Genomic DNA, 24,997 nt, shown 5'->3' on the forward strand with positions numbered 1-24,997 from the left:
CTGGACCGATAACCAGATTTCGGGCATGCTTGTCGAGATCTTCAGTCAAGGCCAATCGAAAGGGACGTACTGGTGCGCATGCCCGCAAAGGCAATCCTTCTGACGGCGGCGATCGGTCTCAGCGGCGTTCTCGCGACCCCGGCGAACGCCACGGCCGCGAGCACCCCGCAGGGCGTCTGCGGATCGGGCTTCGGGCTCGTCTCCGGCGGCGCGAAGCCCGTCAAGACCCAGGGCGGCAAGCGCTACGGCACCGTCTACCTCCTGTACAACCGCGGCACCGGCCAGAACTGCGTGGTCACCATCAAGTCCAGCTTCATCGGCTCGAAGACGCAGATGAGCGCCAGGCTCACCGTCATGCCCAAGCCGCGCAAGGACGAGAAGCAGGACCCGATCGTGCGCATGGACGCCGGCAAGTTCGGGCAGTACGCCGGGCCGGTCAAGTACTGGGCCAAGAGCGCCTGCGTGAAGTTCTGGGGCACGATCCAGGGGACCGACGGGTCCATCGCCGGCGGCGGCCGTACCAGCTGGGGCAACTGCGGCTAGGAGCCTCCCGCGCGGGTAGTCGTGCCGCCATGCTGACCGAACTGTACGAGCGCTGGCTGCTCGAACTGTGGAACGGCGACTTCCCCCTAGCGCACGACCTGGTGACCCCCGAGTTCGTCGGCCACTGGCCCGGCGCGGACGTGCACGGCCCCGACGGGCTGATCGAGGCGATCCGGCAGGGCCACGAACCGTTCGACGACGTCCGGGTCACGCTCGACGTGGGCCCGGCCGTCGACGGCGACCTGATCGCCGCCCGGTGGACGTTCACCGGCGCCTACCGGGGCGGCCTGCCCGGCGCGAGCGCCCCGCCGGGCACCCCCGTCTCCTTCTCCGGGCACGACCTCCTGCGTGCCACGGACGGACGATTCTCCGAATACTGGGTGATCTCCGACGTCCAGTCGTTCTCCCGGCAACTCGGGATAGGCTGACATATTCGCATCACGACGGGGGTCGAAGGATGTCACAGGAGGCAATGGGGGCGATGGGCGCACAGCCGCTGGAGCTGCCCGAGGAGGACCTGTCGGCGCTGCTCGCCGGCCAGCGCTTCGGCGCGCTCGCCACCCACGGCGGCGGCGGCCGTCCGCAGTTGTCCACGGTGGTCTACACCTGGGACCCGCCGCGGCGGGTGGTGCGGATCTCGACCGTCGCCGACCGGCTGACGGTGCGCCGCCTGCACCAGGACCCCCGCTGCGCGCTCTACGTCGCCAGCGACGACTTCGGCTGCTACGCCGTCGCCGAGGGCGAGGCCGAGCTGTCCCCCGTGAGCGACCGGCCGGGTGACGAGGTGGGCCTGGAACTGCTGGCCATGCAGCCGTCCTTCGGTGACGCCGCGGGCGAGCTGGCGTTCCTGCACCGGATGGTCGCCGACCGCCGGCTGGTGGTCAGGATCCAGGCGAGACGGCTCTACGGGGCCCTGCTGCCGACGCCGTCCTGATCGCGCGCCGCCGGTTGTAGGCCACCATCGCCACCACCAGCAGGATCAGCGCCAGGTCGATGGCCGCCGACCAGCGCATGGCCCGCGCGTGGTGGCCGCCCTCGGCGACCGCGAAGTAGACCGCCCCGATCACCGCCACGCCGCCCGCGCCGGCGAACTGCTGCGCCGTGCTGAGCACGCCCGACCCGATGCCGGCCTGGTGCGGCGCGACCTCCACCAGCGCCGCGCCGATGAGCCGCGGCAGGACCAGGCCGTTGCCCGAGCCCACGAGCATGAGCGCGGCCATGACGTACGGCAGCCCGCGCCCGGCCCCGGCCACCAGCAGCGCCAGCCCCAGGGCGGTGACCAGGCCGCCGATCATGACGACGACCAGCCCGTACCGGCCGACCAGGCGGGTGCCGAGCAGCGAGGTCACGGTGAACAGCACGCCCATCGGCGCGAAGGCCAGGCCCGCCTGGAACGCGGTGAGCCCGAGCCCGCTCTGCAGCAGCAGCGTCAGCGTGAACATGAACGAGGCGAAGTACGCCATGAACGCGACGATCGCCCCGACGCCCGCCAGGTAGGAATGGACCTTGAGCAGGCCGAGGTCGAGCACCGGCTGCCCGCCCCGGGCGGCCAGCGTCCGCTGCCACCACCAGGTCAGCGCGAACACCGGCGCGCTCGCCGCCATGGCGGCCCACGTCCAGGCGGGCCAGCCCAGGCTGTTGCCGAGGCCGAGCGGCACCAGCAGCAGCGCCAGCCCGGCGGCCAGCCCCGCCGCGCCCGGCAGGTCGAACGCGACGGGCTTGTGCGGGTCGGCCTCGGGCAGCAGCCACCGGGCCAGCGGCACGACGACCAGACCGACCGGCAGGTTGATCAGGAAGATCACCCGCCAGCCGAGGCCGAACACGTCGGCGGTGAGCAGCAGGCCGCCGAGCACCTGGCCGGCGATGGAGCCGAGGCCGCCGGCGGCGCCGTACCAGCCGAGGGCGCGGCCGCGGCGCTCCGGCGGGTAGACGGCCGAGATCATGGCCAGCACCTGGGGCACCATGACGGCGCCGGCCAGGCCCTGGAGCAGCCGGGCGGCGACCAGCCAGGCGGCGCCGGGCGCGAGGCCGCACAACACCGAGGCGACGGTGAACCCGGCCACGCCGAGGACGAACAGCCGCCGGTAGCCGTGGCGGTCGCCGAGCCGGCCGCCGGTGATCATGCCGGCCGCGTACGTGAAGGCGTACCCGGCCACGATCAGCTCAAGGGCGGCCGGACCGGCGCTCAGGTCGTGCTCGATGGCCGGCGCGGCCACGTTGACCACGAAGAAGTCGAACTGGGCCATGAACCACGCCGACAGCAGGACCGGCAGCACCCCTCGCATCTTGTCAGGCTAGATCAGACAGGCTCTTGCAAGTTGAGTGGGAGGGGCTTACGATCCGCGTAATTGTTAGGAAACTTTCTTTAAAGAAAGGTCCTTGACGTGCGCCGATTAGTCACCCCCCTGATCGCCGTTCTCGTGATCATCGGCATGTGCACCCTTCCCGCACAGGCCGCGAGCCGCCTCATCGCCACGTTCTCCCTCTCCGGGAACACCGGCACCTTCCTGGTGAGCAACCCGGGCACGACCGCCGTCAGCGGCTGGTCGATCGTCTTCGAGCTGCCGTCCGGGGTCACCGCGAGCAACCCCCAGAACGCCACCATCCGCCAGAACGGCACCAAGGTGACGCTCACCCCCGCTTTCTACATCAACACCGTGCAGGCGGGGAAGAACACCGAACCCTACAGCCCCAAGGTGACGCTGAGCTCGGCCGTCCAGCCGACGAGCTGCCTGATCAACGGCGCCAACTGCGACGGCACCGGCGGTGACCCGCCCGCCAAGCCGCCGGTCAGCGCCACGTACGACGTCAACGGCACCTCGGCCAAGTTCATCGTCGCCAACAACAGCACCACCGCGCTGAACGGCTGGTCGATCGTGTTCGAGCTGCCGGCGGGCGTCACCGCGAGCAACGCCCAGAACGGCTCACTCACCCAGAGCGGGCGGACCGTCACCCTGACCCCCGTCCACTACAACACCACCGTGAACGCGGGCGCGACCACCGAGCCCTACAGCCCGAGCTTCACCGTGAGCACGGCCAACGCCGAGCCGACGAGCTGCCGGATCAACGACGTCAACTGCGACGGCACCCCCGACGCGCCGCCGGGCGCCCCCGGGAACCTGCGCTCGCCGGTCAAGACCACCAAGACCGTCTCACTCGCCTGGGACGCCGCCACCCAGGGCAGCCTGCCCATCGTCGGGTACGAGATCTACAACGGCTCCGCCCTGGCCGCCTCGGTCACCGAGACCTCCGGCACGGTCTCGGGCCTGACGCCGAACACCGAGTACACGTTCACCGTCAAGGCCAAGGACCGCAAGGGCACCCTGTCGGCCGCCTCCGCGCCGCTGAAGGTGACCACCCGCAACCCGGCCGACGACGCGCAGGCGCCGTCGGTGCCGTCGGGACTGCGCAGCACGGCCAAGACCTCCAGCAGCGTCACGCTGGCCTGGACGGCCTCCACCGACAACACCGGCGTGGCCAACTACGACGTCTTCGCCGGCTCGACCCTGGCCACGACCGTCACGGGCACGACTGCGGTCGTCTCCGGCCTGTCCCCCTCGACCGAGTACTCCTTCACGGTCAAGGCCCGCGACCTGTACGACAACCTCTCGGCCGCCTCCACCCCGGTGAAGGTGACGACGTCGGACATCGTCGAGACCGGGTACGCCCGCGTCGGCTACTTCGTCCAGTGGGGCATCTACGGCCGCCAGTACTTCGTCCGCAACCTGGACACCACCGGGGCCGCGGCGAAGCTGACCCACATCAACTACGCCTTCGCCAACATCGACCCCAAGAACCTGACCTGCCTGCAGGGCGTCACCAAGGGCACCACGTCCGACCCCCAGGACCCGAACCAGGGCGACGGCGCCGGTGACGCCGAGGCCGACTACGGCAGGCCGTTCAGCTCCGCCCAGTCGGTCGACGGGGTCGCCGACACCGGCTGGGAGAAGCTGCAGGGCAACTTCAACCAGCTCAAGAAGCTCAAGGCGAAGTACCCGAACCTCAAGGTGCTGATCTCGCTCGGCGGCTGGACGTACTCCAAGTACTTCTCCGACGTGGCGGCGACCGACGCCTCCCGCAAGAAGTTCGTGTCCTCCTGCATCGACACCTACATCAAGGGCAACCTGCCCGACTACAACGGCAAGGGCGGTCCGGGCACGGCCGCGGGCATCTTCGACGGCATCGACCTCGACTGGGAGTGGCCGGGCGCCGAGGGGCACGCGGGCAACCACATCGGCCAGAACGACAAGGCCAACAACACGCTGCTGATCGCCGAGTTCCGCCGCCAGCTCGACGCGCTGACGACGACGACCGGCAAGCGGTACCAGCTCACGGCGTTCACCCCGGCCGACCCGGCCAAGATCGCCGCCGGCTGGGACCTGCCCGAGGTCGCCAAGTCGCTGGACATCTTCAACATCCAGGGCTACGACTTCCACGGCGCGGGCAGCGACAACTCCTGGGAGCCGAACCGCACCGGCCACCAGGGCAACCTGTACCTCGACGCGGACAGCCCGTACAACCCGGACTTCAGCGTCGAGAAGGCCGTGGACGTCTACCTCCAGGCCGGCGTCAACCCGCGCAAGCTGACCATCGGCCTGGCCTACTACGGCCGCGGCTGGCAGCAGGTGACCGACGGCGGCAAGGCGGGCGAGTGGCAGGACGCGCACGGCGCGGCTCCCGGCCAGTTCCAGGAGGAGGCGGGCACGCGCGGCTACAGCAACCTGCTCGCCATGGTGCCCGGCTGCACGATCCGCCACGACGAGGTCGCCGTCGCCACCTACTGCTACACCGGCAACAACGGGCAGTGGTGGACGTTCGACGACGCCTGGTCGATCGGCAAGAAGACGGCCTGGCTGAAGAGCAAGGGCCTGCTGGGCGCGATGATCTGGGAGATGTCCGGCGATCCGGGCGTCCTCACCACCGCGCTGGACGCCGGCCTGAAGTAACCCGGGTTCGGTGACAGCTGAGGGCGGGCCGCCGCGGGTGGCCCGCCCTCAGGCATGTCCGCGTGTCGAAGCCTCATCGGATGGGCACCGCTGCGTTACTCTGCCCTCAACTCACGGTCATCCTTGCTGGTCATGGTCGGGGTTGTCGGTCTCTCCCCCACCGAGGAGATCCATGTTGCGGCGACTCGCCCTGTTCCTGCCCCTCGCCCTCCTCCCCCTGGCCTCTCCGCCCCCCGCCGCCGCTGTCGACGCGGTGGTCAACGTCGCCCATCGGGGCGCTTCGGCGTACGCGCCGGAGAACACCGTCGCAGCCTTCCAGCTCGCCGCCCGCCAGGGGGCCGACCTGTTCGAGCTGGACGTCCAGGAGACCAAGGACCACGAGCTGGTCCTCATGCACGACACCACCCTCGCCCGCACCACCGACGCCGAGCGCGCTCTGCCCGGCCTGGCGCCCTGGCGGGTGCGCGACCTCACGCTCGCGCAGATCCGCAGGCTGGACGCGGGCTCCTGGTTCGACCGGGAGTACACCGGCGAGCGGGTGCCGACCCTGCAGGAGGCGCTGCGCGCGACGGCCGGGTCCCGCGCCGGCATGCTGCTGGAGGTCAAGGAGCCAAAGCTCTACCCGGGCATCGAGGCCCGCATCGTCCGCGCGCTGCGCGCCGAGCCCTCCTGGCTCGCACCGGGGCGGCTGGTGGTTCAGTCGTTCGACTGGGACTCGATGCGCGCCTTCCACCGGCTGCTGCCCGACGTGCCGATCGGGCTGCTCGGCACGCCGAGCACCGCCGCGCTGCCCGGCCTGGCCAGGTTCGCCGACCACGTCAACCCGCCGTACGCCGCACTCACCCCTTCGTACGTCAAGCTGGCCCACGAGCACGGCATGAAAGTCTTCGCCTGGACGGTCGACAGCCCCGACATCATGCAACGCCTGCTGACGTACCAGGTGGACGGCATCATCACCGACAAACCCGACGTCCTGCGCGACCTGCTGACCGGAGCCTGATTCCCGCAACGCCTGACCGGAGCCTGACCCCCGGAACGCCGATGAGGGGGCCCGTTCCCGGGCCCCCTCATCTCAGTTCAGCGTGGATCAGCTGCAGCCGCTGGTCGAGCCGCAGCCCTCGCATACGTAGCAGCTTCCGGCCGGCCGCATCTTGGTGCCGCAGGTCATGCAGAGCGGCGCGTCGGCGGTGAAGCGCTGGTGGCTCTCCAGCGTCAGCTCCCGGACCGGCTCCTCCTTCGGCTCCACCTTCGGCTTCTCGATGGGCGCCGACTGGGCCAGCGCCTCCCGGTCGACCGCCTCCGCCAGCGCCGCCGGGTCCTCGCCGCGCTGCTGCGCGGCGCGCTCGGCCGCCGAGAAGATGCCGAGCGCCGCCCGCTCGTCGTAGGGCAGGTGGTCGAGGGCCAGGCGGCGGAAGATGTAGTCCATCACCGACGTGGCCATCCGGATGTCCGGGTCGTCCGTCATGCCCGCCGGCTCGAACCGCATGTTCACGAACTTGCTCATGTACGTCTCCAGCGGCACCCCGTACTGGAGGCCGATGGAGATCGCCACCGAGAAGGCGTCCATGACGCCCGCCAGCGTCGAGCCCTGCTTGGACATCTTGAGGAAGACCTCGCCGAGCCCGTCGTCCGGGTAGGACGAAGCGGTCATGTAGCCCTTGGCGCCGCCCACGGTGAAGCGGGTGGTCATGCTGGGACGCTGGTTGGGCATGCGCCGCCGGGTCGGCCGGTTGACCTCGATGACCTTGACCTCGGGCTCGGCGGCCTCGACGGCCTTCGGCTCGTCCTTCTTGGCGCCGTTGCCGGCCGACAGCGGCTGGCCGACCTTGCAGTTGTCGCGGTAGACGGCCAGCGCCTTCAGGCCGAGCTTCCAGCCCTCCAGGTAGACCTGCTCGATGTCGTCGATCGTGGCCGACTCCGGCAGGTTGACCGTCTTGGAGATCGCGCCGGACAGGAACGGCTGGGTCGCCGCCATCATCCGCACGTGGCCCATCGGCGCGATGGCCCGCTCGCCCATCGCGCAGTCGAACACCTCGTAGTGCTCCTTGCGCAGGCCGGGGGCGTCGACGACGTGGCTGTGCTCGCCGATGTACTCGACGATGGCCTCGATCTGCTCCTGCTGGTAGCCGAGCTGCTTGAGCGCCCGCGGAATCGTCTGGTTGACGATCTGCATCGAGCCGCCGCCGACCAGCTTCTTGAACTTGACCAGCGCGAGGTCGGGCTCGATGCCGGTGGTGTCGCAGTCCATCATCAGGCCGATGGTGCCGGTGGGGGCGAGCAGGCTGGCCTGGGCGTTGCGGTAGCCGTTCTTCTCGCCGACCTTCAGGCACTCCGACCACTGGCGCGACGCCTCGGCGTGGATCTTCGCGTCCATGGTGCCGACCGTGCGCAGGTTGTCGTTGGCGGCGGCGTGCTTGCGCATGACCCGCTTGTGCGGCTCGGCGTTGCGGGCGTAACCGTCGTACGCGCCCACCACCCCGGCCAGCTCGGCGCTGCGCCGGTAGGACACACCGGTCATCAGCGACGTGATCGCCCCGGCCACCGCGCGGCCGCCGTCGGAGTCGTAGGCGTGGCCCGTGGCCATGAGCAGCGCGCCCAGGTTGGCGTAGCCGATGCCCAGCTGGCGGTAGGCCCGCGTGGTCTCGCCGATCTTCTCGGTCGGGAAGTCGGCGAAGGTGATCGAGATGTCCATCGCGGTGATGATCAGCTCGGTCAGCTTGACGAAGTCGGCGACGTTGAAGGTGTTGTCGTCCTTCAGGAACTTCAGCAGGTTGATGCTGGCCAGGTTGCACGAGGAGTTGTCCAGGTGCACGTACTCCGAGCACGGGTTGCTGGCGGTGATCCGGCCGGTCTCCGGCGTGGTGTGCCAGTCGTTGATCGTGTCGTCGTACTGCACGCCCGGGTCGGCGCACTCCCAGGCGGCCTTGGCCATCTTGCGGAACAGGTCCTTGGCGTCGACCTTCTCGATGACCTCGCCGGTCAGGCGGGCACGCAGGCCGAACTGGTCGCCCTTCTCCACCGCGCGCATGAACTCGTCGGAGACGCGCACCGAGTTGTTGGCGTTCTGGTACTGGACGGAGACGATGTCCTTGCCGCCCAGGTCCATGTCGAAACCGGCGTCACGCAGCGCGCGGACCTTGTCCTCCTCGCGCGCCTTGGTCTCGATGAACTCCTCGATGTCGGGGTGGTCGACGTCGAGCACGACCATCTTGGCCGCCCGGCGCGTCGCGCCGCCCGACTTGATCGTGCCCGCGGAGGCGTCCGCGCCGCGCATGAAGCTGACCGGCCCGCTGGCCGTGCCGCCGCTGGAGAGCAGTTCCTTGGACGAACGGATGCGGGACAGGTTGACGCCCGACCCCGAACCGCCCTTGAAGATCACGCCCTCTTCCTTGTACCACTCCAGGATCGACTCCATCTGGTCGTCCACGGAGAGGATGAAACAGGCGCTGACCTGCTGCGGCGAGGCGGTGCCCACGTTGAACCAGACCGGCGAGTTGAACGCGAAGACCTGGTGGACCAGCGCGTGCTTGAGCTCGTGGTCGAAGATCTCGGCGTCCTCGTCGCTGGCGAAATAGCCGTGCTCGACGCCCGTGCGGGTGTAGACGCCGACCACCCGGTCGACGAGCTGCTTCAGGCTCCACTCGCGCTGCGGCGTGCCGACGGCGCCGCGGAAGTACTTGGTCGTCACGATGTTGGCCGCGTTCACCGACCAGAACTCGGGGAACTCGACACCCCGCTGCTCGAAGTTGATCGAGCCGTCGCGCCAGTTCGTCATCACGACGTCACGGCGCTCCCACTGGACCTCGTCATACGGGTGCACGCCGGGCTTCGTGAAGATCCGCTTCATCCTCAGCCCCTTACGCGGCCGCTTACCCCCGCGCGCCACTGAACCGCTGGCCGTGTCCGTCATGACTCCCCCTTCTCCGCCTTCAACTGTGAGATCTCGGCCTCGAAGTCCGCCAGGCTCTCGAAACCGCGATAAACCGATGCGAATCGCAGGTAGGCCACCTCGTCCAGCTCCCGGAGCGGGCCGAGGATCGCCAGGCCCACCTCGTTCGACGGCAGCTCGGCCGCGCCCTTGGCCCGGATGGCCTCCTCTACCCGCTGCCCGAGCTGCGCCAGCGAGTCCTCGCTGACCGGCCTGCCCTGACAGGCCCGCCGCACGCCCGCGACGACCTTGTCCCGCGAGAACGGCTCCGTCACCCCGCTACGCTTGCTCACCATCAGCAGGACGGTCTCCTGCGTGGTGAACCTGCGCCCGCACTCGGGACAGGTGCGCCGGCGCCTGATGGCCGCGCCGTCGTCCGTGGACCGGCTGTCGATGACCCTGGTGTCAGGGTGGCGACAGAACGGACAGTGCACGGTTTCGCCTCCTCGACCCGCCCGGCCCACCACACGCGTAAAACCCTCGCCGCGGTACGCTCGCGCACGCCCCACGGCTCGCCATGGTGCGGTCACGGAAACACAAGGTGTGGTGAACCGACATCGGTGTAACTACTAGATGTTGTGGTCCAACCGTAGAAGCGCGCGACCATGAACGCAAGTTGAGCAACACCGTGGAGCTGAAGTCGCTGATCAGCCCCTCAGTCACACGGGCCCCGGGCGTGTCGCCCCGGCCGGCCCCTCGCGCGCCTCACCCGACCGGACCCCTCGCACCCGACGGCGACCAGCCCAAACAGGCCCCACAAAGGTACCGGAGCGCACAGCCTCCCCCCACCTCCCACCACCCCCGAAGCCCCCTCCCCTACCCCCACAAAACACCCCGGAACCCCCCAGCCCTTCGCTTGCCTCCCCGCCCCTTCGCTTGCCTCCCCGCCCCTTCGCTTGCCTCCCCGCCCCTTCGCTTGCCTCCTCGCCCCTTTCGCTTGCCTCCTCGCCCCTTTCGCTTGCCCCCCGCCCCTCCCCACGACCTGGCCGACTCACCGGGTCCCTGCTCGCCCACTTCCTTACGCGCCCCACCCCCGAAGCCCCACCCACGCCCTCGGGTCCCGCTTCCTGCGCCCAAGGCGTTGGGGAGCACGGAACGGCCCTCTGTTCAGCGGCTCCTGCCCCCCCCTTGAGCCCGCGCGGGGTGTGCCGCCTTCAAGGCCCCCGTCGGGCCCGCTTCCCTGCCCCCTAAGCCCCGCCCCTGAGCGAGGCATGCGGCAGCAGTGGAAGGCCAGCTCCTTGAAGACGACCATCCAGCCGTCAGGGCCAACGCTGCGGCTCGCGGCCACCGCGCGATCTTCGGTTGTCTTCACAAGCTCCGAATGATCACGCGGTGGCCGTCTCCATGCGACCCCAACGCCTCAAGCTCACCAAGCGTCCCTGGAGTACTGGATGGTCACCCCACGGGGTGGCGGACAGAGCGCGTCACGGGCACTTCGCGCGCATCGTGGGGCTCCAGCCGTTGTGGACGACGTACTTGCTTCCCGCGTAGTAGCTGACCTGGCCCTGCAGGCGGTAGGTGAAGGTGTCCCCCCGCTTGCAGCCCTTGTACAACGTCTTCTTGCCGGCCCCGTACCAGGAGGCGCTGGAGATGTTCTGCCAGCCCCACCAGCGCTTGCGCTGCAGCATGATCTTGACGCGCTGGTTGCTGGAGCAGCCGATCGCCCAGCCGGTCGCGGCCACGTGTCCCTTGCGCATCTCCGGACGGTACACACGCACCTCACGGCAGGACATCGTCGCCGAGCCGGCCGCCGCGGCGGCCGCGGTGACGGCGGTGAGGGAGGTCTGGGCGCCGGTCTGGACGGAGGCCTGCGCGGGGGTGCCCGCGGTCAGAGCCGCGGCGGCGACCGCCGCACCGACGACCATCGTGTTGAACGTTCGCATCGAGGTCTCCTTGGTGCTCGTCGTACTGGACACCGCGAAGGTAGCCAGGCCGATGTTGAGAACCTGTGGAGTGCCTGTTGAGCGAACGATCGGCAAGGTGTATGCCAGTGACACATCGCGATCACGGCTGAGATCCGCGCTGGTAGTGCCAGTGTCGGACGGTTGCCTGATGACGCCAGCATGCGCCCGTTCCCGTGGGACCCCGTTTGTGCCTGCTTGCCGGGGCCAGGGCCCATCAGCCTGCGCCCATCCCTGACACCCTCAGGGCCAGTCCCTCGGAGCTTTACCCCTGCGCCCCACGGCCGGCGATCTCCCGCAGGGTGTTCCCTCAGCCGACCTCCGCCCGCGGCTACCCCGCCCGGCCGGGCACCCCCGCACTCACGGCCGTGCGGCCAGGCACCCCCACGCCCACAGCGGAAGCGCCGGGCACCCCGGCCCCCACAGCCGCATGTCCGGCCGCTCGCGTCCCGAGCCAGAACCCGCCCAGGGACAGCAACACCATCACCACCACCAGCAACACGATCCGCCCCCGGCGGGTCAGCCGCACCGGAGGAGCCGGAGCCTTGACGCCAGCTCCCGCAGGAACCATCCCGGCACCCCGCCCCCGCCGCCGCAACGTACGACGATTCCGCACAAACCCTGCACCGTCACCGGCCGGAGCACTTTCCGCCCCCACAACACGTCCCAACATCTCCCGCCCCCCGCGAGCCTCACCGTCACCAGAACCCCCGTTCCTCCGCGCCCCCCGGCGCCGCGAGCCCCCCGGCCCGCTCACCACCTGCCCCCGATCCCGGCCCTTGGCCTCCCCGGAGCGCCGCCCCCGCGCCAAGAACCGCTCCGCCGTCCGCCCCGAGCGCCGCCCCTGCCTGTCCGACCGCTCGGCCGACTGCTCTGAGCGCCGCCCTTGCTCGCCCAGCCGCTGCACCAGCCGTCCCGAGCGCCACCCCTGCGTGCTCGACCGCTCGGCGGCCTCCTTCCGGCGCCGCCCCTCTGCTTCGGGTTGCTCGGTCGAGTCGCCCGAGCCCCGCCTTCGCGTCTCGGGCCGGACCGCAGGTTCACCAGAGCGCCGCCGACGAAGCTCTGGTCGGCCCGTGGCCTCCCCTGGGCGCCGCCGTTCCCAGGGGCGGTCCGCCCGGGCCTCCGCCCGGCGCTCCCGCTCCCCTTCCGGCACGATCGCCGAGCTCCGGCCCGCCGGTCGCGCCGCACGCCCCCCCTGACCTCGGCTTCCTGACACCTCGGCCTCGCCGCGCCTGCCCGACCCCTCCGCCAGACCTCGGCCTCGCCGCCCCTCCGTCTCGCCTTCTGGACGTCGTCCGCTCGCTCCAGGCGGCCGTCGGCGCCAGGGGCCGGGCTCGGGTGGGCGGGCGCGGGGTTTTGTCACGTCCGTGCCGGGGGTCCCCTGCCTACCTTCGGGACGGCGGCCAGTCAGCGTGTCGTCGGCGAGGGGCTGTCCAGCGCCCTCCTGAGACAGCGTCCCGTCGGCGTCCGTGTCCGTGTCGGGACGCGGGGAGGGGACCAGCCACAGCCGGGGGCGGCCCGAGCCGTGGACGGCTCCCCCTGAGCCGCCTGCGCCGCGCCGCCGGGTGTTCGAATCGGAAGCCGGTCGTTTTCCCGGATGTTCGTGGCGGCCGGAGCCGGTATGCGGGTCGTCTCCCCGTCGGTCCGCGCCCCGGGTGGCGTCGGCGATGAGGGTGAGCCGGTTGGCGTCTTCGCTGGTCGTGTCGGTGCTCGGGGTCGTTCGCACGATTGACCTCCCGCCGTCTGGCCCGAGGAAACGGCCAAAATAAGATCAGCAAATCGAACACGGTGTCGATCGAACTCCCGTACGATGTTGTACACCACGCTGGCGACAATTTCGAGGAAGACTCGAACAATTGTTTGAAGATGATCTTCAACAGCGATACGGTCGCTGTGTGCGACATCAAGACCACGGACCGGGAGGTTCGCCGGTGAGGCGGGCCGCCGCCAGGCGAGGAGGAAGAGCATGAGCGAGCGGGAAGACGCTAACGGGGTCACAGACCTCGCGGTGCGCCGACGCGACTCCCTGGGCCTGACGCCCAGGCAGCGCAAGATCCTCGAAGTGATCCGCGATTCGGTGCAGCAGCGCGGCTACCCGCCCTCGATGCGCGAGATCGGCGAGGCCGTGCAGCTGACGAGCACGTCCAGCGTGTCGCACCAGTTGACCGCCCTGCAGCGCAAGGGATACCTGCGCCGCGACCCGCACCGGCCGCGCGCCCTGGAGGTGCGCCTGCCCGGCGAGCCCGTGCTGTGGGTCGACCCCGACGCCACCGACGACGAGGCTCCGGTGAGCCGGCCGACCGCCGCCTACGTCCCGCTCGTGGGCCGCATCGCCGCCGGTGGCCCGATCCTGGCCGAGGAGAGCGTGGAGGACGTCTTCGCCCTTCCCAAGCAGCTCGTCGGCGAGGGCACGCTCTTCCTGCTCCAGGTGGCCGGCGACTCGATGATCGAGGCCGCCATCGCCGACGGCGACTGGGTGGTCGTCCGCCAGCAGCCGGTCGCCGAGAGCGGTGACATCGTGGCCGCCATGATCGAGGGCGAGGCCACGGTCAAGACATTCAAGCGCAAGGACGGGCACGTGTGGCTGGTGCCTCACAACTCGAACTACGAGCCCATCCCCGGTGACGAGGCCAGCGTGCTGGGCAAGGTGGTGGCCGTCCTCCGCCGCCTCTAGTCCTTCCGCCGGCCGGCCGCCCCTTCTGAGGCTGCGGCCGCCGTTCGATTTCTCGCGATCCGGCCTCCCTCGCACGGGGGCTGCGATCGTGGCCGCCATGTGGCGATTCCTCGCAAGTCGCACGCACCGAACGCCGCCCTCCAACGTCGAGGCCCTTCCACCCCGGCCTCGCGTGGGGGGCGGCGTCGCATCACCCGCTCGCTTTCTCCCGGGACGTTCCTTCGGGCCCCGGAACACAACGCGCCCAGCCCCGCGCAGCCGCCCACGCCCCAGACGGCAGGCACCGGTATCAGGCCCCCCATACCGCCACACCGCAGACTCCTAGACTGTGCCCGTGACCGACACGAATGCCCCAAAAGAGACCCCCGCCTCCAAAGAGATTAAAGACCTCAAAGAGACGCATGACGGTCTCAAATGGGCAATCACCGCCCCCGGTGTCATCCCCGCCTGGATCGCCGACATGGACCTGTCCACCGCCCCCGAGGTGATCGAGGCCCTGACCCGCCGCGCCGCCGGCGACCTCGGCTACCCGACCTGGCTGGACAAGCCGCAGGCCGGCCCCCTGGCCGAGGCGTTCGCCGAGCGCATGGCCGCCCGCCACGGCTGGACGGCCGACCCCTCGCACGTCCACACGTTCAGCGACATCAACCAGGCCCTCCAGGTGCTGCTGCACCTCTGGACCAAGCCGGGGGACGGCGTCGCGCTGCACACCCCCGCCTACCACCCGTTCCTGACGACCCTCGACGTCATGGACCGTCCGCTCGTCCCCATCCAGCTCGAACCGGACGGCGACGCGTGGCGGTTCGAGGTGCCCGACCTGTCCGGCTGCCGGGTGCTGCTGCTGGTCAACCCGCAGAACCCGACGGGCCGCGTGTTCACCCGCGCCGAGCTGGAAGGGCTGGCCGAGCACGCCGAGCGTCACGACCTGCTGGTGCTGGCCGACGAGATCCACGCCGACCTCACCTACGAGCCCCACCGGCACATCCCCTTCGCGACGATCCTCCCCGAGCGCACGGTCACCCTCACCTCGGCCACGAAGGCGTTCAACCTGGGCGGCATCCGCTGCTCGGTCGCCCACGTCGGGCACGCCGGGGTGCGCGCGGCCCTGGCGGCGCAGCCGCCGTTCCTCTTCGGGTCGACGCACCTGTTCGGGGTGGAGGCCACGGTCGCGGCCTGGCGGCACGGCGACGCCTGGCTGGACCGGACCCGGGCGCTGCTCGACCGCAACCGCCGGCTCATCGCCGATCGGCTGCCGGACCGGTTCGGCTACCGGATTCCCCAGGCCACCTACCTGGCCTGGCTGCACACCGGGCAGCCAGGCATGGCCGAGGTCATCGAGCGGGAGGCCCGGGTGCGGCTCAACGACGGCGCGTCGTTCGGGCCCGGCGGCGCGGACTACGTACGGCTGAACTTCGCGACGACCGAACCGGTGCTCTCGGAGATCCTCACCAGGCTGAGCTGAGGAGAGGCCCGGCGCTCTTCGGGACCACCGGGCTGAGCAGACGGCCGAACCGGTGCTCTCCGAGATCCCGCCAGGCCGAGGGGCGGCCCCGACGGGCCGCCCCTCGGAACGGTCAGCTCAGCGGCGGCAGGTCCGGCGCGGTGGCGGCCGGACGCTCCTCCAGCGCGGCGAGCGCCAGCTCGACCGCCTTCGCCAGCTGCGGGTCGCGGCCCGCCACCCGGTCCTGCGGCGTGATCACGACCTCGACGTCGGGATCGACGCCGTAGTTCTCCACGCCCCAGCCCGGCCCCTCCAGCCAGAACGCGTACCGCGGCTGGGTCACCACGGTCCCGTCCACCAGGGAGTAGCGCGAGTCGATGCCGATGACGCCGCCCCAGGTCCTGGTGCCGACCAGCGGGCCGAGGGCGCGGTTCTTGATCCCGGCGCTGACGATGTCGCCGTCGGACCCGGCGAACTCGTCGGCGACGGCCACGATGGGCCCGCGGGGTGAGTCCTCGGGGTAGCGCATCGGTTCGTAGCCGCGGGCCCGCGCCCAGCCGGTGACCTTGCGCGACAACTTCTCCAGCACCAGCTCGGACAGGTGCCCGCCGCCGTTCTCGCGCACGTCCACGACCAGCCCGTCGAAGGCCATCTCGGTACGCAGGTCGCGGTGGAACTGCGCCCACCCCGAGGCCACCATGTCCGGGACGTGCAGGTAACCGAGCCGCCCACCGGACGACTCGCGGACGAAGGCCCGCCGGCTCTCCACCCAGTCGTGGTAGCGCAGCTGGCTGTCGTCGGCGAGCGGGGTGACGACGACCCGGCGCGTCGAGCCGCCGGCCGCGGGCCGCACGGTCAGCTCCACGGGCTGGTCGGCGGTGCCGGACAGCAGCGCGAGCGGGCCGCGTACCGGATCGACCGGACGCCCGCCCACCGCCACGATCGCGTCGCCGGGACGGATCGCGACGCCGGGCGCGAGCAGGGGCGAGCGGGCCGCGTGGTCGGAGGTCTCGCCCGGCAGGATGCGCTCGACCCGCCAGATCCCGTCCTCGTCCTTGGCCAGGTCGGCGCCGAGCAGGCCCTGGCGGCGGCGCGGGTCGTTGACGCCGTCGTGGCCCCTGGCGTAGGCGTGCGAGGTGCCGAGCTCGCCCTGCACCTCCCACAGCAGGTCGATCAGCTCGGAGTGGCAGCCGAGGCGGCCGACCAGCGGCTCGTACCGGTCGAGCGTGGCCTGCCAGTCGTGGCCGCCCATGTCCTCGCGCCAGAAGTGGTCGCGCATGAGCCGGCCGGCCTCGCGGTAGCCCTGGAGCCATTCGGCGACCGGGTCGATCTGGACGGTGATGCGGTCGAGGTCGATGGTGACGACCTCGTCGCCCTCGGTGGCCGCCCGCGTCTGCAGGCCGTTCTTGCCGTTGGTGACGAGCCTGGTGCCGTCGCCGCTGACCTCGAAGGCCCGCACCTCCTTGCCGAGTTCGGCCTTGGCGCGCTTCTTGAGGTCGTAGCGTTCGAGCACGGTCTCGTTCACCGGCTCGGTGCCGTCGCCGAGCTGGCCCGTCAGGGGGTGGCGGAGCCAGAGCAGCGCGTCCTTGGCGGTCCTGAGGTTGCCGTAGCGGCCCGCCGGCACGGGTACGGGCACCACGCGGGAGGCCAGCGCCTCCGGGTCCACCTCGGTACGCGGCGGCGCGTCGTCCTTCTTGTCGTCCTTGCCGGGCTTGTCGTCCTCCCCGTTGAACCCCCGTCCCTGCAACGACGGGTCGAACGGCGACGGCGTGGCGGCCTGCAGCGGCACGATGTACGGCCGGCAGCCCGCCGGGAACGACAGGTCGAACACGTGCGCGTCGTACACCGGGTCGAACGTGCGCACCGACAGGAAGGCCAGGTGCTTGCCGTCCTTGGTGAACACCGGGTTGTAGTCGGCGAAGCGCAGCGGCGTCACGTCGATCACCGACGTGCCGTCCACGCGGCCCATCTTGATCTGCGACAGCGGCTCGTGGTCGGGGTGCACCCAGGCCAGCCAGCCGGAGTCCGGTGAGAAGGTGACCCCGCTGATGTCGCCCTGGGTGGTGCGGTCGAGCTCCCGCAGGTCGCCCGACTCCAGGTCCACGACCAGCAGCCGCCCGTCGTGCGTGGCCACGGCCGCGTGCTTGCCGTCGGGGGCGGCGGTCAGTTCGAGCACCCTGCCGAGCTGCCCGCCGGCCAGGCTCCTGATCTCGCCGCCGGGGGTGCCGATCTCCAGGCCGTCCTCGCCGCCGGCGTCGGAGACCCACACGGCCCGGCCGTCGGCGCCGAGGGCGCGCGGCAGGCGTACCCGCACGCCGGGTTCCACCCGGAGCGCGCCCGCAGGGCCGTCGCGGTGGGTCACCCAGTGCGCGGTGCCGCGGATCTCGACCGCGCTGGCCCGCCCGGTCGTGTCCGGGGAGAAGGCGCCGACGCGCGTGGGCGCGGGGCGGCGTGCCCGTCCCGGCCGCGGGCCGCCGAGCTTGACCTCCAGCTTGTACGGCTCGGCGTCCAGGCTCTCCAGCAGCCACAGGTCCCCCGCGTGGCTGTAGATCACCCGCTCGCCGTCGCTCGTGGCGTGACGGGCGTAGAACTCGTCGTGGCTGGTGTGCCGGCGCACGTCGGACCCGTCGGGAAGGGCCGAGTAGAGGTTCCCCACGCCGTCCGCGTCGGACAGGTAGACGATCCGGTCGCCGACCCAGTTCACCGCCCAGTGCTGGGCGGGGCTGTCGGCGAACAGCCGGACGAACTCCCCGTCGCCGTCGGCGTCCACCCAGATCTTGGCCGCCGTGCCGCCCCGGTAGCGCTTCCACTGGGACGGCTCGCGCCAGACCGGCGACACCGTGACCACCTTCGCGCCGCTGACAGCCGCCTCGCCGACCCAGCCGTACGGCAGCCGCTCGGCCGGCCCTCCGTCGAGCGGGACGGCGTACGCCCACAGCCGGGTACGCGACGCCTCCCCGGTGGAGCTGACCGCGAGCACGGATCCGTCCGCGGTCCAGCCGCGGACGCCGGTCATGGCGTTGCCCCAGTGCGTCAGCCGGGTGCCTTCTGCGCCGTCGAGCTCGGCCGCGAACACCTCGGGGGCGCCCTCCTTGCCGCTGGTCCACGCGATGCGCGAGCCGTCGGGCGAGAACCGCGGGGTGGAGACCGGCACGCGGTCGGCGGTGAAGCGCCAGGCCCGGCCGCCGGCGACGGGGGCGAGCCAGACATCGTCGTCGGCGACGAAGGTGACCAGGTCACCGGACAGATGTGGGTATCTCAGGTATGCGCCATATGTCACAGCTAGACACTAATGCGAGACACCAAACCAGCTAAAGATTTTCTCTCAGAGCAGCGGTCCACCGTCCGCGAACAGCCAAGACAGTCCGATGTCCCGGATGTGCGGGGAACGGCAGGGAAGGAGCCAATCGCCACAAATCACACGCTGTGAGGAATCATGCGATTTTTCGTCCGCCCGCACCAGATCCCGGGCCGCCTGGCCGCCGCCGCCATCATCCTCAACTCCGGGATCGGCAAGACCAAGGCCGACGAGCAGACGGCGGCCGGCCTGCACGGCATGGCCGCGGGCACGTACCCGTTCCTGCGCGGCCAGGACCCGGTGGCCTTCACCCGGCTGCTGTCGAAGGGCGAGCTCGCCCTCGGGGCCGCGCTCGTCCTGCCGTTCGTGCCGTCGTTGCTGGCCGGCGCGGGGCTGACCGCGTTCGCGGCGGGCCTGCTCGGGCTCTACCTCAGGACGCCGGGCATGCGCGAGGAGGGCAGCCTGCGCCCGACCCAGCAGGGCATCGGCCTGTCCAAGGACCTCTGGCTGCTGGCCATCGGCCTCGGGCTGGTGATCGAGGAGCTGCGCGGTGACGATTGATCTCCGGACGCCCGACCCTAATCCGGACAAACCTGGGTAGCCCGACCATATGGTACAAATCGGCTACACCTTGATGTCCGAGCAGACCCCCGCCCGCGAACTGGTGGACTACGCCGCCACCGCCGAGCGCGTCGGCTTCGACTACGCGGTGATCTCCGACCACTACTTCCCGTGGATCGAGGAGATGGGCCACTCGCCGTACTGCTGGTCGGTGCTGGGCGCGGCGGCGCAGGTGACCGAGCGCCTGCCGCTCATGACGTACGTGACCTGCCCCATCATGCGGTACCACCCGGCCGTGGTGGCGCAGAAGGCCGCCACGATGGGGGTGCTGAGCGAGGGCAGGTTCACCCTGGGCCTGGGCGCCGGCGAGAACCTCAACGAGCACGTCGTCGGCGAGGGCTGGCCGCCGGTGGACACCAGGCACCGGATGTTCGCCGAGGCCGTGCAGATCATCAAGGAGCTGTTCAGCGGCGAGTACGTCACCTACCAGGGCGAGTTCTTCGACGTCGACTCCGCCAAGCTCTACGACCTGCCGGACGAGCAGGTGCCGATCGGCATCGCCGCCTCCGGCGGCCGGTCGGCCGAGCTCGCCGCGGAGCTGGGCGACGTGCTGGTCATCAACGACCCGATGCCCGAGGTGGTACAGCAGTTCCACGCCGCGGGCGGCCAGGGCAAGCCGGTCTACGGCCAGCTCCCCATCGCCTACGACACCGACCCCGAGGCCGCCAGGGAGCGGGCCCACCGGCTGTGGCGCTGGTCGGGCGTCGGCGGCTGGAAGGTCATGGCCGAGCTGCCCGGCCCGGTGAACTTCGCCGCCGCGGCCGGCTCGGTGCGCCCCGAGGACGTCGCCGAGAGCGTGCCCTGCGGCGACGACCTGGACGCGGTCGTGCAGGGCGTCAAGAAGTTCGCCGACGCCGGGTACACGCACGTGGCGCTCGTGCAGATCGGGCACGACCAGCAGGAGCCGTTCTTCGACTGGGCGGAGAAGGAGCTCCTGCCGGCCCTGCGCCGGATCTAGCCGCCTACGGGACGATGTTGACCAGCTTGGGCGCGCGCACGATCACCTTGCGCGGCGTGCCCTGGAGGTAGCCGGCCACCTTGTCGGAGGCCAGGGCCAGCGCCCGCAGCTCGTCCTCGGAGATGTCGGGGGCGACCTCCAGCCGGTCGCGCACCTTGCCCGCCACCTGCACCACGCACGTGACCGACTCCTGCACCAGCAGCGCGGGGTCGGCGACGGGCCAGCCGGCGAAGGCGACCGGACCGGTGCGGCCCAGGCGCTCCCAGCCCTCCTCGGCGACGTAGGGCGCCACCAGCGACAGCATGACGGCCAGCGACTCGGCGGCCTCGCGCACCGCCGGGTCGCCCGCGCCGGGACCGGAGTCGATGGCCTTGCGGGCGGCCGAGGTCAGCTCCATCATGCGGGCCACCGCGACGTTGAATCGCTGCGACTCGACCAGCTTGGTGACCTCGTCGATCGTGCGGTGGGTGACCTTGCGCAGCTCGGCGTCGCCGCCCTCGAACGACACGCCGGGCTCGGCGGTCGCCTCCGACATCACGCGCAGCACGCGGGCCAGGAACTTCTGCGAGGCGGCCGGCGAGACGTCGGCCCAGTCGATGTCGTCCTCCGGCGGACCGGCGAAGATCATCGTCAGGCGGACGGCGTCGACGCCGTACGCGTCGATCTGCTGGCCCAGGTCGATGCCGTTGCCCAGGGACTTCGACATCGCCTTGCCGCCGTTGATCACCTGCCCCTGGTTCAGCATGCGCAGGAACGGCTCGGTGAAGCTCACCATGCCCATGTCGTGCAGGACCTTGGTGAAGAAGCGCGAGTACAGCAGGTGGAGGACGGCGTGCTCGATGCCGCCGACGTACTGGTCGATCGGGCCCCACTTGCGCACCTGCTCGGGGTCGAACGCCCCGTCGGTGTAACCGGGCGAGGTATAACGCAGGAAGTACCAGGACGAGTCGACGAACGTGTCCATCGTGTCGGTGTCGCGCTTGGCCGGACCGCCGCACTTGGGGCACTCGACGTTGACCCACTCGGTGGCGCTGGCCAGCGGGGAGACGCCCTTGGGCGCCAGCGCCTCGCCGCGCAGGTCGGGCAGCGTGACGGGCAGCTGGTCGTCGGGGACGGGCACCTCGCCGCAGTCGGCGCAGTGGATGATCGGGATCGGCGTGCCCCAGAAGCGCTGACGGGACAGCAGCCAGTCGCGCAGCCGGAAGTTGACCGCGCCGGTGCCCCGGCCCTCGGCCTCCAGGATCTCGATGATCTTGGCGATGGCCTCGACCTTGGTCAGCCCGTCGAGGGGGCCGGAGTTGACCAGCGTGCCCTCGCCGGGCGTGGCCTCGCCGGTCTCGCCGGGGTCGGCCAGGCCGGTGTGGACGACGACCTTGACCGGCAGCTCGAACTTCCTGGCGAAGTCGAGGTCGCGCTGGTCGTGGGCGGGCACAGCCATGATCGCGCCGTGGCCGTAGTCGGACAGCACGTAGTCGGCCGCCCAGACCGGGATGCGCTCGCCGCTGACCGGGTTGACCGCGTGGCGGCCCAGGAAGACGCCGGTCTTCTCCTTGTCGGTGGACAGGCGCTCGATGTCGCTCAGCTTGGCGACCTCGGCGCGGTAGGCCTCGAAGGCCGGGCGCTGCTCGTCGGTGACGATCTCGTCGGCCAGCGCGGCGTCGACCGCGACCACGAAGAACGTGGCGCCGTACAGGGTGTCGGGGCGCGTGGTGTAGACGTGGACCGGCTCGTCGCGGCCCTCGATCTCGAACAGCACGTCGGCGCCCTCGGAGCGGCCGATCCAGTTGCGCTGCATGGTCAGCAGGCGCTCGGGCCAGCCGTCGAGCTGCTCCATGTCGTCCAGCAGGCGCTGGGCGTAGTCAGTGATCTTGAAGTACCACTGCGTCAGCTCGCGGCGGATGACATCGGCGCCGCAGCGCTCGCACTTGCCCGCCACGACCTGCTCGTTGGCCAGCACCGTCTGGTCGTTGGGGCACCAGTTGACCAGGCCGCCCTTGCGGTAGGCCAGGCCGCGCTCGAAGAAGCGGTTGAACAGCCACTGGTTCCAGCGGTAGTACTCGGGGTCGCTGGTGTGCAGGCGGCGCGACCAGTCGAAGGAGATGCCGTAGCGCCGGAAGGAGTGGGCCTGCGTCTCGATGTTGGCGTAGGTCCACTCGGCGGGGTGGGCGTTGCGCTTGATCGCGGCGTTCTCGGCGGGCAGGCCGAAGGAGTCCCAGCCGATCGGGTGCAGGACGTTGTAGCCCTGCTGCATCCAGTAGCGCGCGACGACGTCGCCGATGGCGAACACCTCGCCGTGGCCCATGTGGAGGTCGCCCGACGGGTAGGGGAACATGTCGAGCATGTAGCGCCGCTCCCGGGGGTCGGCCGCGTCCTCGCTCGCCCGGTAGGGCTCCTGTTCCTCCCATCGCTGCTGCCACTTGGCCTGCAGCGCCTGCGGGTCGTACTCACTCACGGCTACTGTCCTTCTGGCTTGAGACTCGGACCCATAAGAAAACCCCTCGTGCACGACGAGGGGTAGCCGCGACGGCGAGACCTCTCAGGGCCGTCGCGGCCCGCTAAGAAGCAGGGTCGCGGAACGCATGTGTCAAGCCTAGCGCACGTCTTCGACGGAATGCAGATACTCCGGCGACCGGCGCAGGCACAATAGACCCTTCAGGTCCAGCGAGACCTGATGGTGATGTATCCGTTGTGACCTCATATGTCCCTTTAGAATACTGTCGTCGCGTGGCGTACCCAGCTGAGCCAGATCGACCGGAGGGCGACCTGCCGCTGCAGGATCCGCCAACCGATCCGCACGGCTTCGCTCGTTTCGCTGCGAAACCAGCCGTATCTCCTGGAAAATCCCATGAGATCATGCCTGGTACGTCAAATCCGGATATAGCGGCACATCCGGACACAACCTCGGGAGGGCCGGCAGCAATGGCAACGGAGAATTCCGCGAGCTCCGGAGCGTCGCACCTGCCACCGTCCTGGCCGGAGGTCCGCAACGACGTGCCTTCCTCCTGGCCGTCCGGCGGGCAGGAGTCCTCCGGCGTGCCGATGTCGTGGCCGGAGGCCGCCCCGGCCCAGCCGTCCTGGCCCGAGGCCCCGCAGGCGCCCTCCTGGCCCGAGCCGCCGCGCCCCGACGCCTCCTGGCCCGACGTCCCGCGCAACGACTCACCACGCAACGACTCAGCGCGGAACGACCTGCCTCGCAACGACTCCCGCGCGCAGCAGCGGGGCGGCGACGCGTCGTGGCCGGAGCCGGCGCGGCCGTCCTGGCCCGACCCGCCCCGGCAGGAGCAGGGCTGGCCCGAGGCCCCCCGCCAGGAGGTCCCCGTCTCCTGGCCGGAGCAGCAGCAGCCGGCCCAGCCGCAGGACCCGGTGCCCGCCTGGTCCCAGCCGCCGACGCCGTCCCCCGGCGCGTGGTCCAACCTGTCCACGCCGGCGCCCTGGCCCAACAGCCCCGCCCCCGCCCCCGCCCCCGCCCCCGGCCCGTCGGCTTCCGCCGCCGACCCGCTGGACCGCACGGTCACGCTGGGCCGCACGCCCGGCCCGCTCGACGCCCCCGTCCAGCCCGCGCCGTCGCCGCTCGACGGGCCCGGCGGACCCGGCGGGCCTGGCGGGCCGTCCGCCGGCCCGGCCGACGAGCACACCGTCATGTACGGCGGCCGGCAGGCCGACACCATGGTGGGCGACCCCGCGATGCCCCCTGGCCCGCTCGCCGCGGCCCACGTCGGCGCGCCCCCGGCCGGACCGGGCATGCCCGGCGACGGCCACCCCGACCAGCCGCGCCCCGGCTCGAACCTGAACCGCGACCCCTCCGACCCCGACCGCCGGTTCGTGACGGCCGGTCAGATCAGCGGCTCGCGCACCCCGCCCCCCGACCGCCAGCAGGAGCTCTGGAACAACGTCTTCGGCGACGAGTACCAGGGCGGCGACCACGACTCCCTGGACGACGAGCCGGGCAAGCCCATCTGGATCTACGCGCTCGGCGGCTCGGTGGTGATCGCCCTGATCGCGGCGCTGCTGTGGGCCTTCCTCGCGGGCCCGCTGGCCGGCGAGGACACCCCGGAAGGCAAGACCGCCTCCTCCCCCGCAGCCTCGGCCGGCCCCACGAAGGCGGGCACGGGCAAGCGCTCCACCACGATCCCGGCCCTGCCCAAGTACCCGGGCAAGGCGTCCCCGGTGACCGGCCGGGTCGAGGACGCGGCGGCCGGGGTCTCCCTGCCCCGGCTGGGCGGCAGCTGGCAGCTCGACCAGCGGGCCACGGTCAAGTCCACGTTCGGCTACGACACCCGCCAGTACACGGAGGTCGCGCCCGACAAGTACGCCCAGGTCATGTCGGGCCCGCTGCCGGCGAACCTGTCCTCCCTGTACCAGGAGGACGACCTGGAGCCGGTCATCCGGCGCATGGTGCTGCAGGCCCGCAAGGACTTCTACCCCGACGGCAACAAGGTCAGGAAGATCGCGCAGCAGCCGATCAAGGTGGGCGCCTCCACCGGCCGGCTCATCGCGTACGCCATGACCGCCGGCACGGAGAAGGCCACGATCGTCACGATGGCGGTCAACACCGGCGGCAGCGTGCCCGCCATCGTGTTCGTGTCGATCCCGGACGAGGGCAAGCAGCTCCTGCCGGACATCCGTACCGTGATGAACCAGCTCAAGCTGAGCGCGCAGTCCTGAGGGCCGGGCGCCGCGGCGCCCG

Annotated in this window: 16 protein-coding genes; 10 read left to right on the forward strand and 6 right to left on the reverse strand. The window is 71.0% G+C overall.

All coding sequences use genetic code 11. From position 1 onward, the window contains the following. Positions 1-78: 78 nt before the first annotated feature. The 3 genes from AB0J46_RS10685 to AB0J46_RS10695 are packed head-to-tail and all read left to right on the forward strand — an operon-like array spanning position 79 to position 1,477. Complete coding sequence (locus tag AB0J46_RS10685; protein WP_364329278.1) at positions 79-543, forward strand: hypothetical protein; 465 nt, start codon at positions 79-81, stop codon at positions 541-543. Positions 544-572: 29 nt separating this feature from the next. Then, positions 573-971, forward strand: a complete 399-nt coding sequence (locus AB0J46_RS10690) for an ester cyclase (protein ID WP_364329281.1) — start codon at positions 573-575, stop codon at positions 969-971. Positions 972-1,024: 53 nt separating this feature from the next. Then, positions 1,025-1,477 (forward strand): pyridoxamine 5'-phosphate oxidase family protein, encoded by a 453-nt coding sequence (locus tag AB0J46_RS10695; RefSeq protein WP_364329284.1) that lies wholly within the window; start codon positions 1,025-1,027, stop codon positions 1,475-1,477. On the opposite strand, the gene AB0J46_RS10700 is transcribed toward AB0J46_RS10695, so the two are convergent. After that, positions 1,425-2,828 carry an MFS transporter gene (locus tag AB0J46_RS10700; protein WP_364329287.1) on the reverse strand — a complete coding sequence of 468 codons (1,404 nt, stop codon included), beginning with the start codon at positions 2,826-2,828 and terminating at the stop codon, positions 1,425-1,427. The two genes, AB0J46_RS10695 and AB0J46_RS10700, sit on opposite strands and share 53 nt — an antisense overlap. 99 nt (positions 2,829-2,927) lie before the next feature. Between AB0J46_RS10700 and AB0J46_RS10705 the strand changes: the two genes are divergently transcribed. Then, positions 2,928-5,489, forward strand: coding sequence for a glycosyl hydrolase family 18 protein (locus tag AB0J46_RS10705; RefSeq protein ID WP_364329290.1), 2,562 nt, complete (start codon positions 2,928-2,930; stop codon positions 5,487-5,489). A 172-nt stretch (positions 5,490-5,661) separates the two neighbouring features. Beyond that, positions 5,662-6,489 carry a glycerophosphodiester phosphodiesterase family protein gene (locus tag AB0J46_RS10710; RefSeq protein WP_364329293.1) on the forward strand — a complete coding sequence of 276 codons (828 nt, stop codon included), beginning with the start codon at positions 5,662-5,664 and terminating at the stop codon, positions 6,487-6,489. 87 nt (positions 6,490-6,576) lie between these two features. Here the strand turns inward: AB0J46_RS10710 and AB0J46_RS10715 are convergent, their stop codons facing one another. The 3 genes from AB0J46_RS10715 to AB0J46_RS10725 all read right to left on the reverse strand — a co-directional run bounded on the left by AB0J46_RS10715 (position 6,577) and on the right by AB0J46_RS10725 (position 11,300). Next, entirely contained in the window at positions 6,577-9,399 is a 2,823-nt protein-coding gene (locus AB0J46_RS10715; RefSeq protein WP_364329296.1) for a vitamin B12-dependent ribonucleotide reductase, read from the reverse strand. Continuing rightward, positions 9,396-9,851 (reverse strand): transcriptional regulator NrdR, encoded by a 456-nt coding sequence (gene nrdR / locus AB0J46_RS10720; RefSeq protein ID WP_103955744.1) that lies wholly within the window; start codon positions 9,849-9,851, stop codon positions 9,396-9,398. The genes AB0J46_RS10715 and nrdR overlap by 4 nt, the downstream gene beginning before the upstream one ends. Positions 9,852-10,841: 990 nt before the next feature. Continuing rightward, complete coding sequence (locus AB0J46_RS10725) at positions 10,842-11,300, reverse strand: hypothetical protein (protein WP_364329299.1); 459 nt, start codon at positions 11,298-11,300, stop codon at positions 10,842-10,844. A 1,984-nt stretch (positions 11,301-13,284) separates the two neighbouring features. On the opposite strand from AB0J46_RS10725, the gene lexA reads away from it, so the two are divergent. Both lexA and AB0J46_RS10735 read left to right on the forward strand, forming a co-directional pair. After that, positions 13,285-13,992 (forward strand): transcriptional repressor LexA, encoded by a 708-nt coding sequence (gene lexA, locus AB0J46_RS10730; RefSeq protein ID WP_352357808.1) that lies wholly within the window; start codon positions 13,285-13,287, stop codon positions 13,990-13,992. A 334-nt stretch (positions 13,993-14,326) separates the two neighbouring features. Then, positions 14,327-15,454, forward strand: a complete 1,128-nt coding sequence (locus AB0J46_RS10735; RefSeq protein WP_364329303.1) for an aminotransferase class I/II-fold pyridoxal phosphate-dependent enzyme — start codon at positions 14,327-14,329, stop codon at positions 15,452-15,454. A 112-nt stretch (positions 15,455-15,566) separates the two neighbouring features. Here AB0J46_RS10735 and AB0J46_RS10740 read toward each other — a convergent pair whose 3' ends face one another. Beyond that, positions 15,567-18,713: a PDZ domain-containing protein gene (locus AB0J46_RS10740; protein WP_364329306.1), complete on the reverse strand. Its 3,147-nt coding sequence runs from the start codon at positions 18,711-18,713 to the stop codon at positions 15,567-15,569. Between the two features lie 156 nt (positions 18,714-18,869). Between AB0J46_RS10740 and AB0J46_RS10745 the strand changes: the two genes are divergently transcribed. Then, positions 18,870-19,292 carry a hypothetical protein gene (locus AB0J46_RS10745; RefSeq protein ID WP_364329309.1) on the forward strand — a complete coding sequence of 141 codons (423 nt, stop codon included), beginning with the start codon at positions 18,870-18,872 and terminating at the stop codon, positions 19,290-19,292. A gap of 49 nt (positions 19,293-19,341) precedes the next feature. Further along, positions 19,342-20,310 carry a TIGR03557 family F420-dependent LLM class oxidoreductase gene (locus AB0J46_RS10750; RefSeq protein WP_364329312.1) on the forward strand — a complete coding sequence of 323 codons (969 nt, stop codon included), beginning with the start codon at positions 19,342-19,344 and terminating at the stop codon, positions 20,308-20,310. 4 nt (positions 20,311-20,314) lie between these two features. Here the strand turns inward: AB0J46_RS10750 and leuS are convergent, their stop codons facing one another. Beyond that, a complete protein-coding gene (gene leuS / locus AB0J46_RS10755) occupies positions 20,315-22,762 on the reverse strand; it encodes a leucine--tRNA ligase (RefSeq protein WP_364329315.1) in 2,448 nt (815 codons plus the stop codon). Between the two features lie 539 nt (positions 22,763-23,301). On the opposite strand from leuS, the gene AB0J46_RS10760 reads away from it, so the two are divergent. Then, positions 23,302-24,975 (forward strand): hypothetical protein, encoded by a 1,674-nt coding sequence (locus AB0J46_RS10760; RefSeq protein WP_364329318.1) that lies wholly within the window; start codon positions 23,302-23,304, stop codon positions 24,973-24,975. The last annotated feature ends 22 nt before the right edge of the window (positions 24,976-24,997 follow it).

The sequence above is a fragment of the Nonomuraea sp. NPDC049758 genome, from assembly GCF_040674635.1.
Taxonomy (GTDB): domain Bacteria; phylum Actinomycetota; class Actinomycetes; order Streptosporangiales; family Streptosporangiaceae; genus Nonomuraea.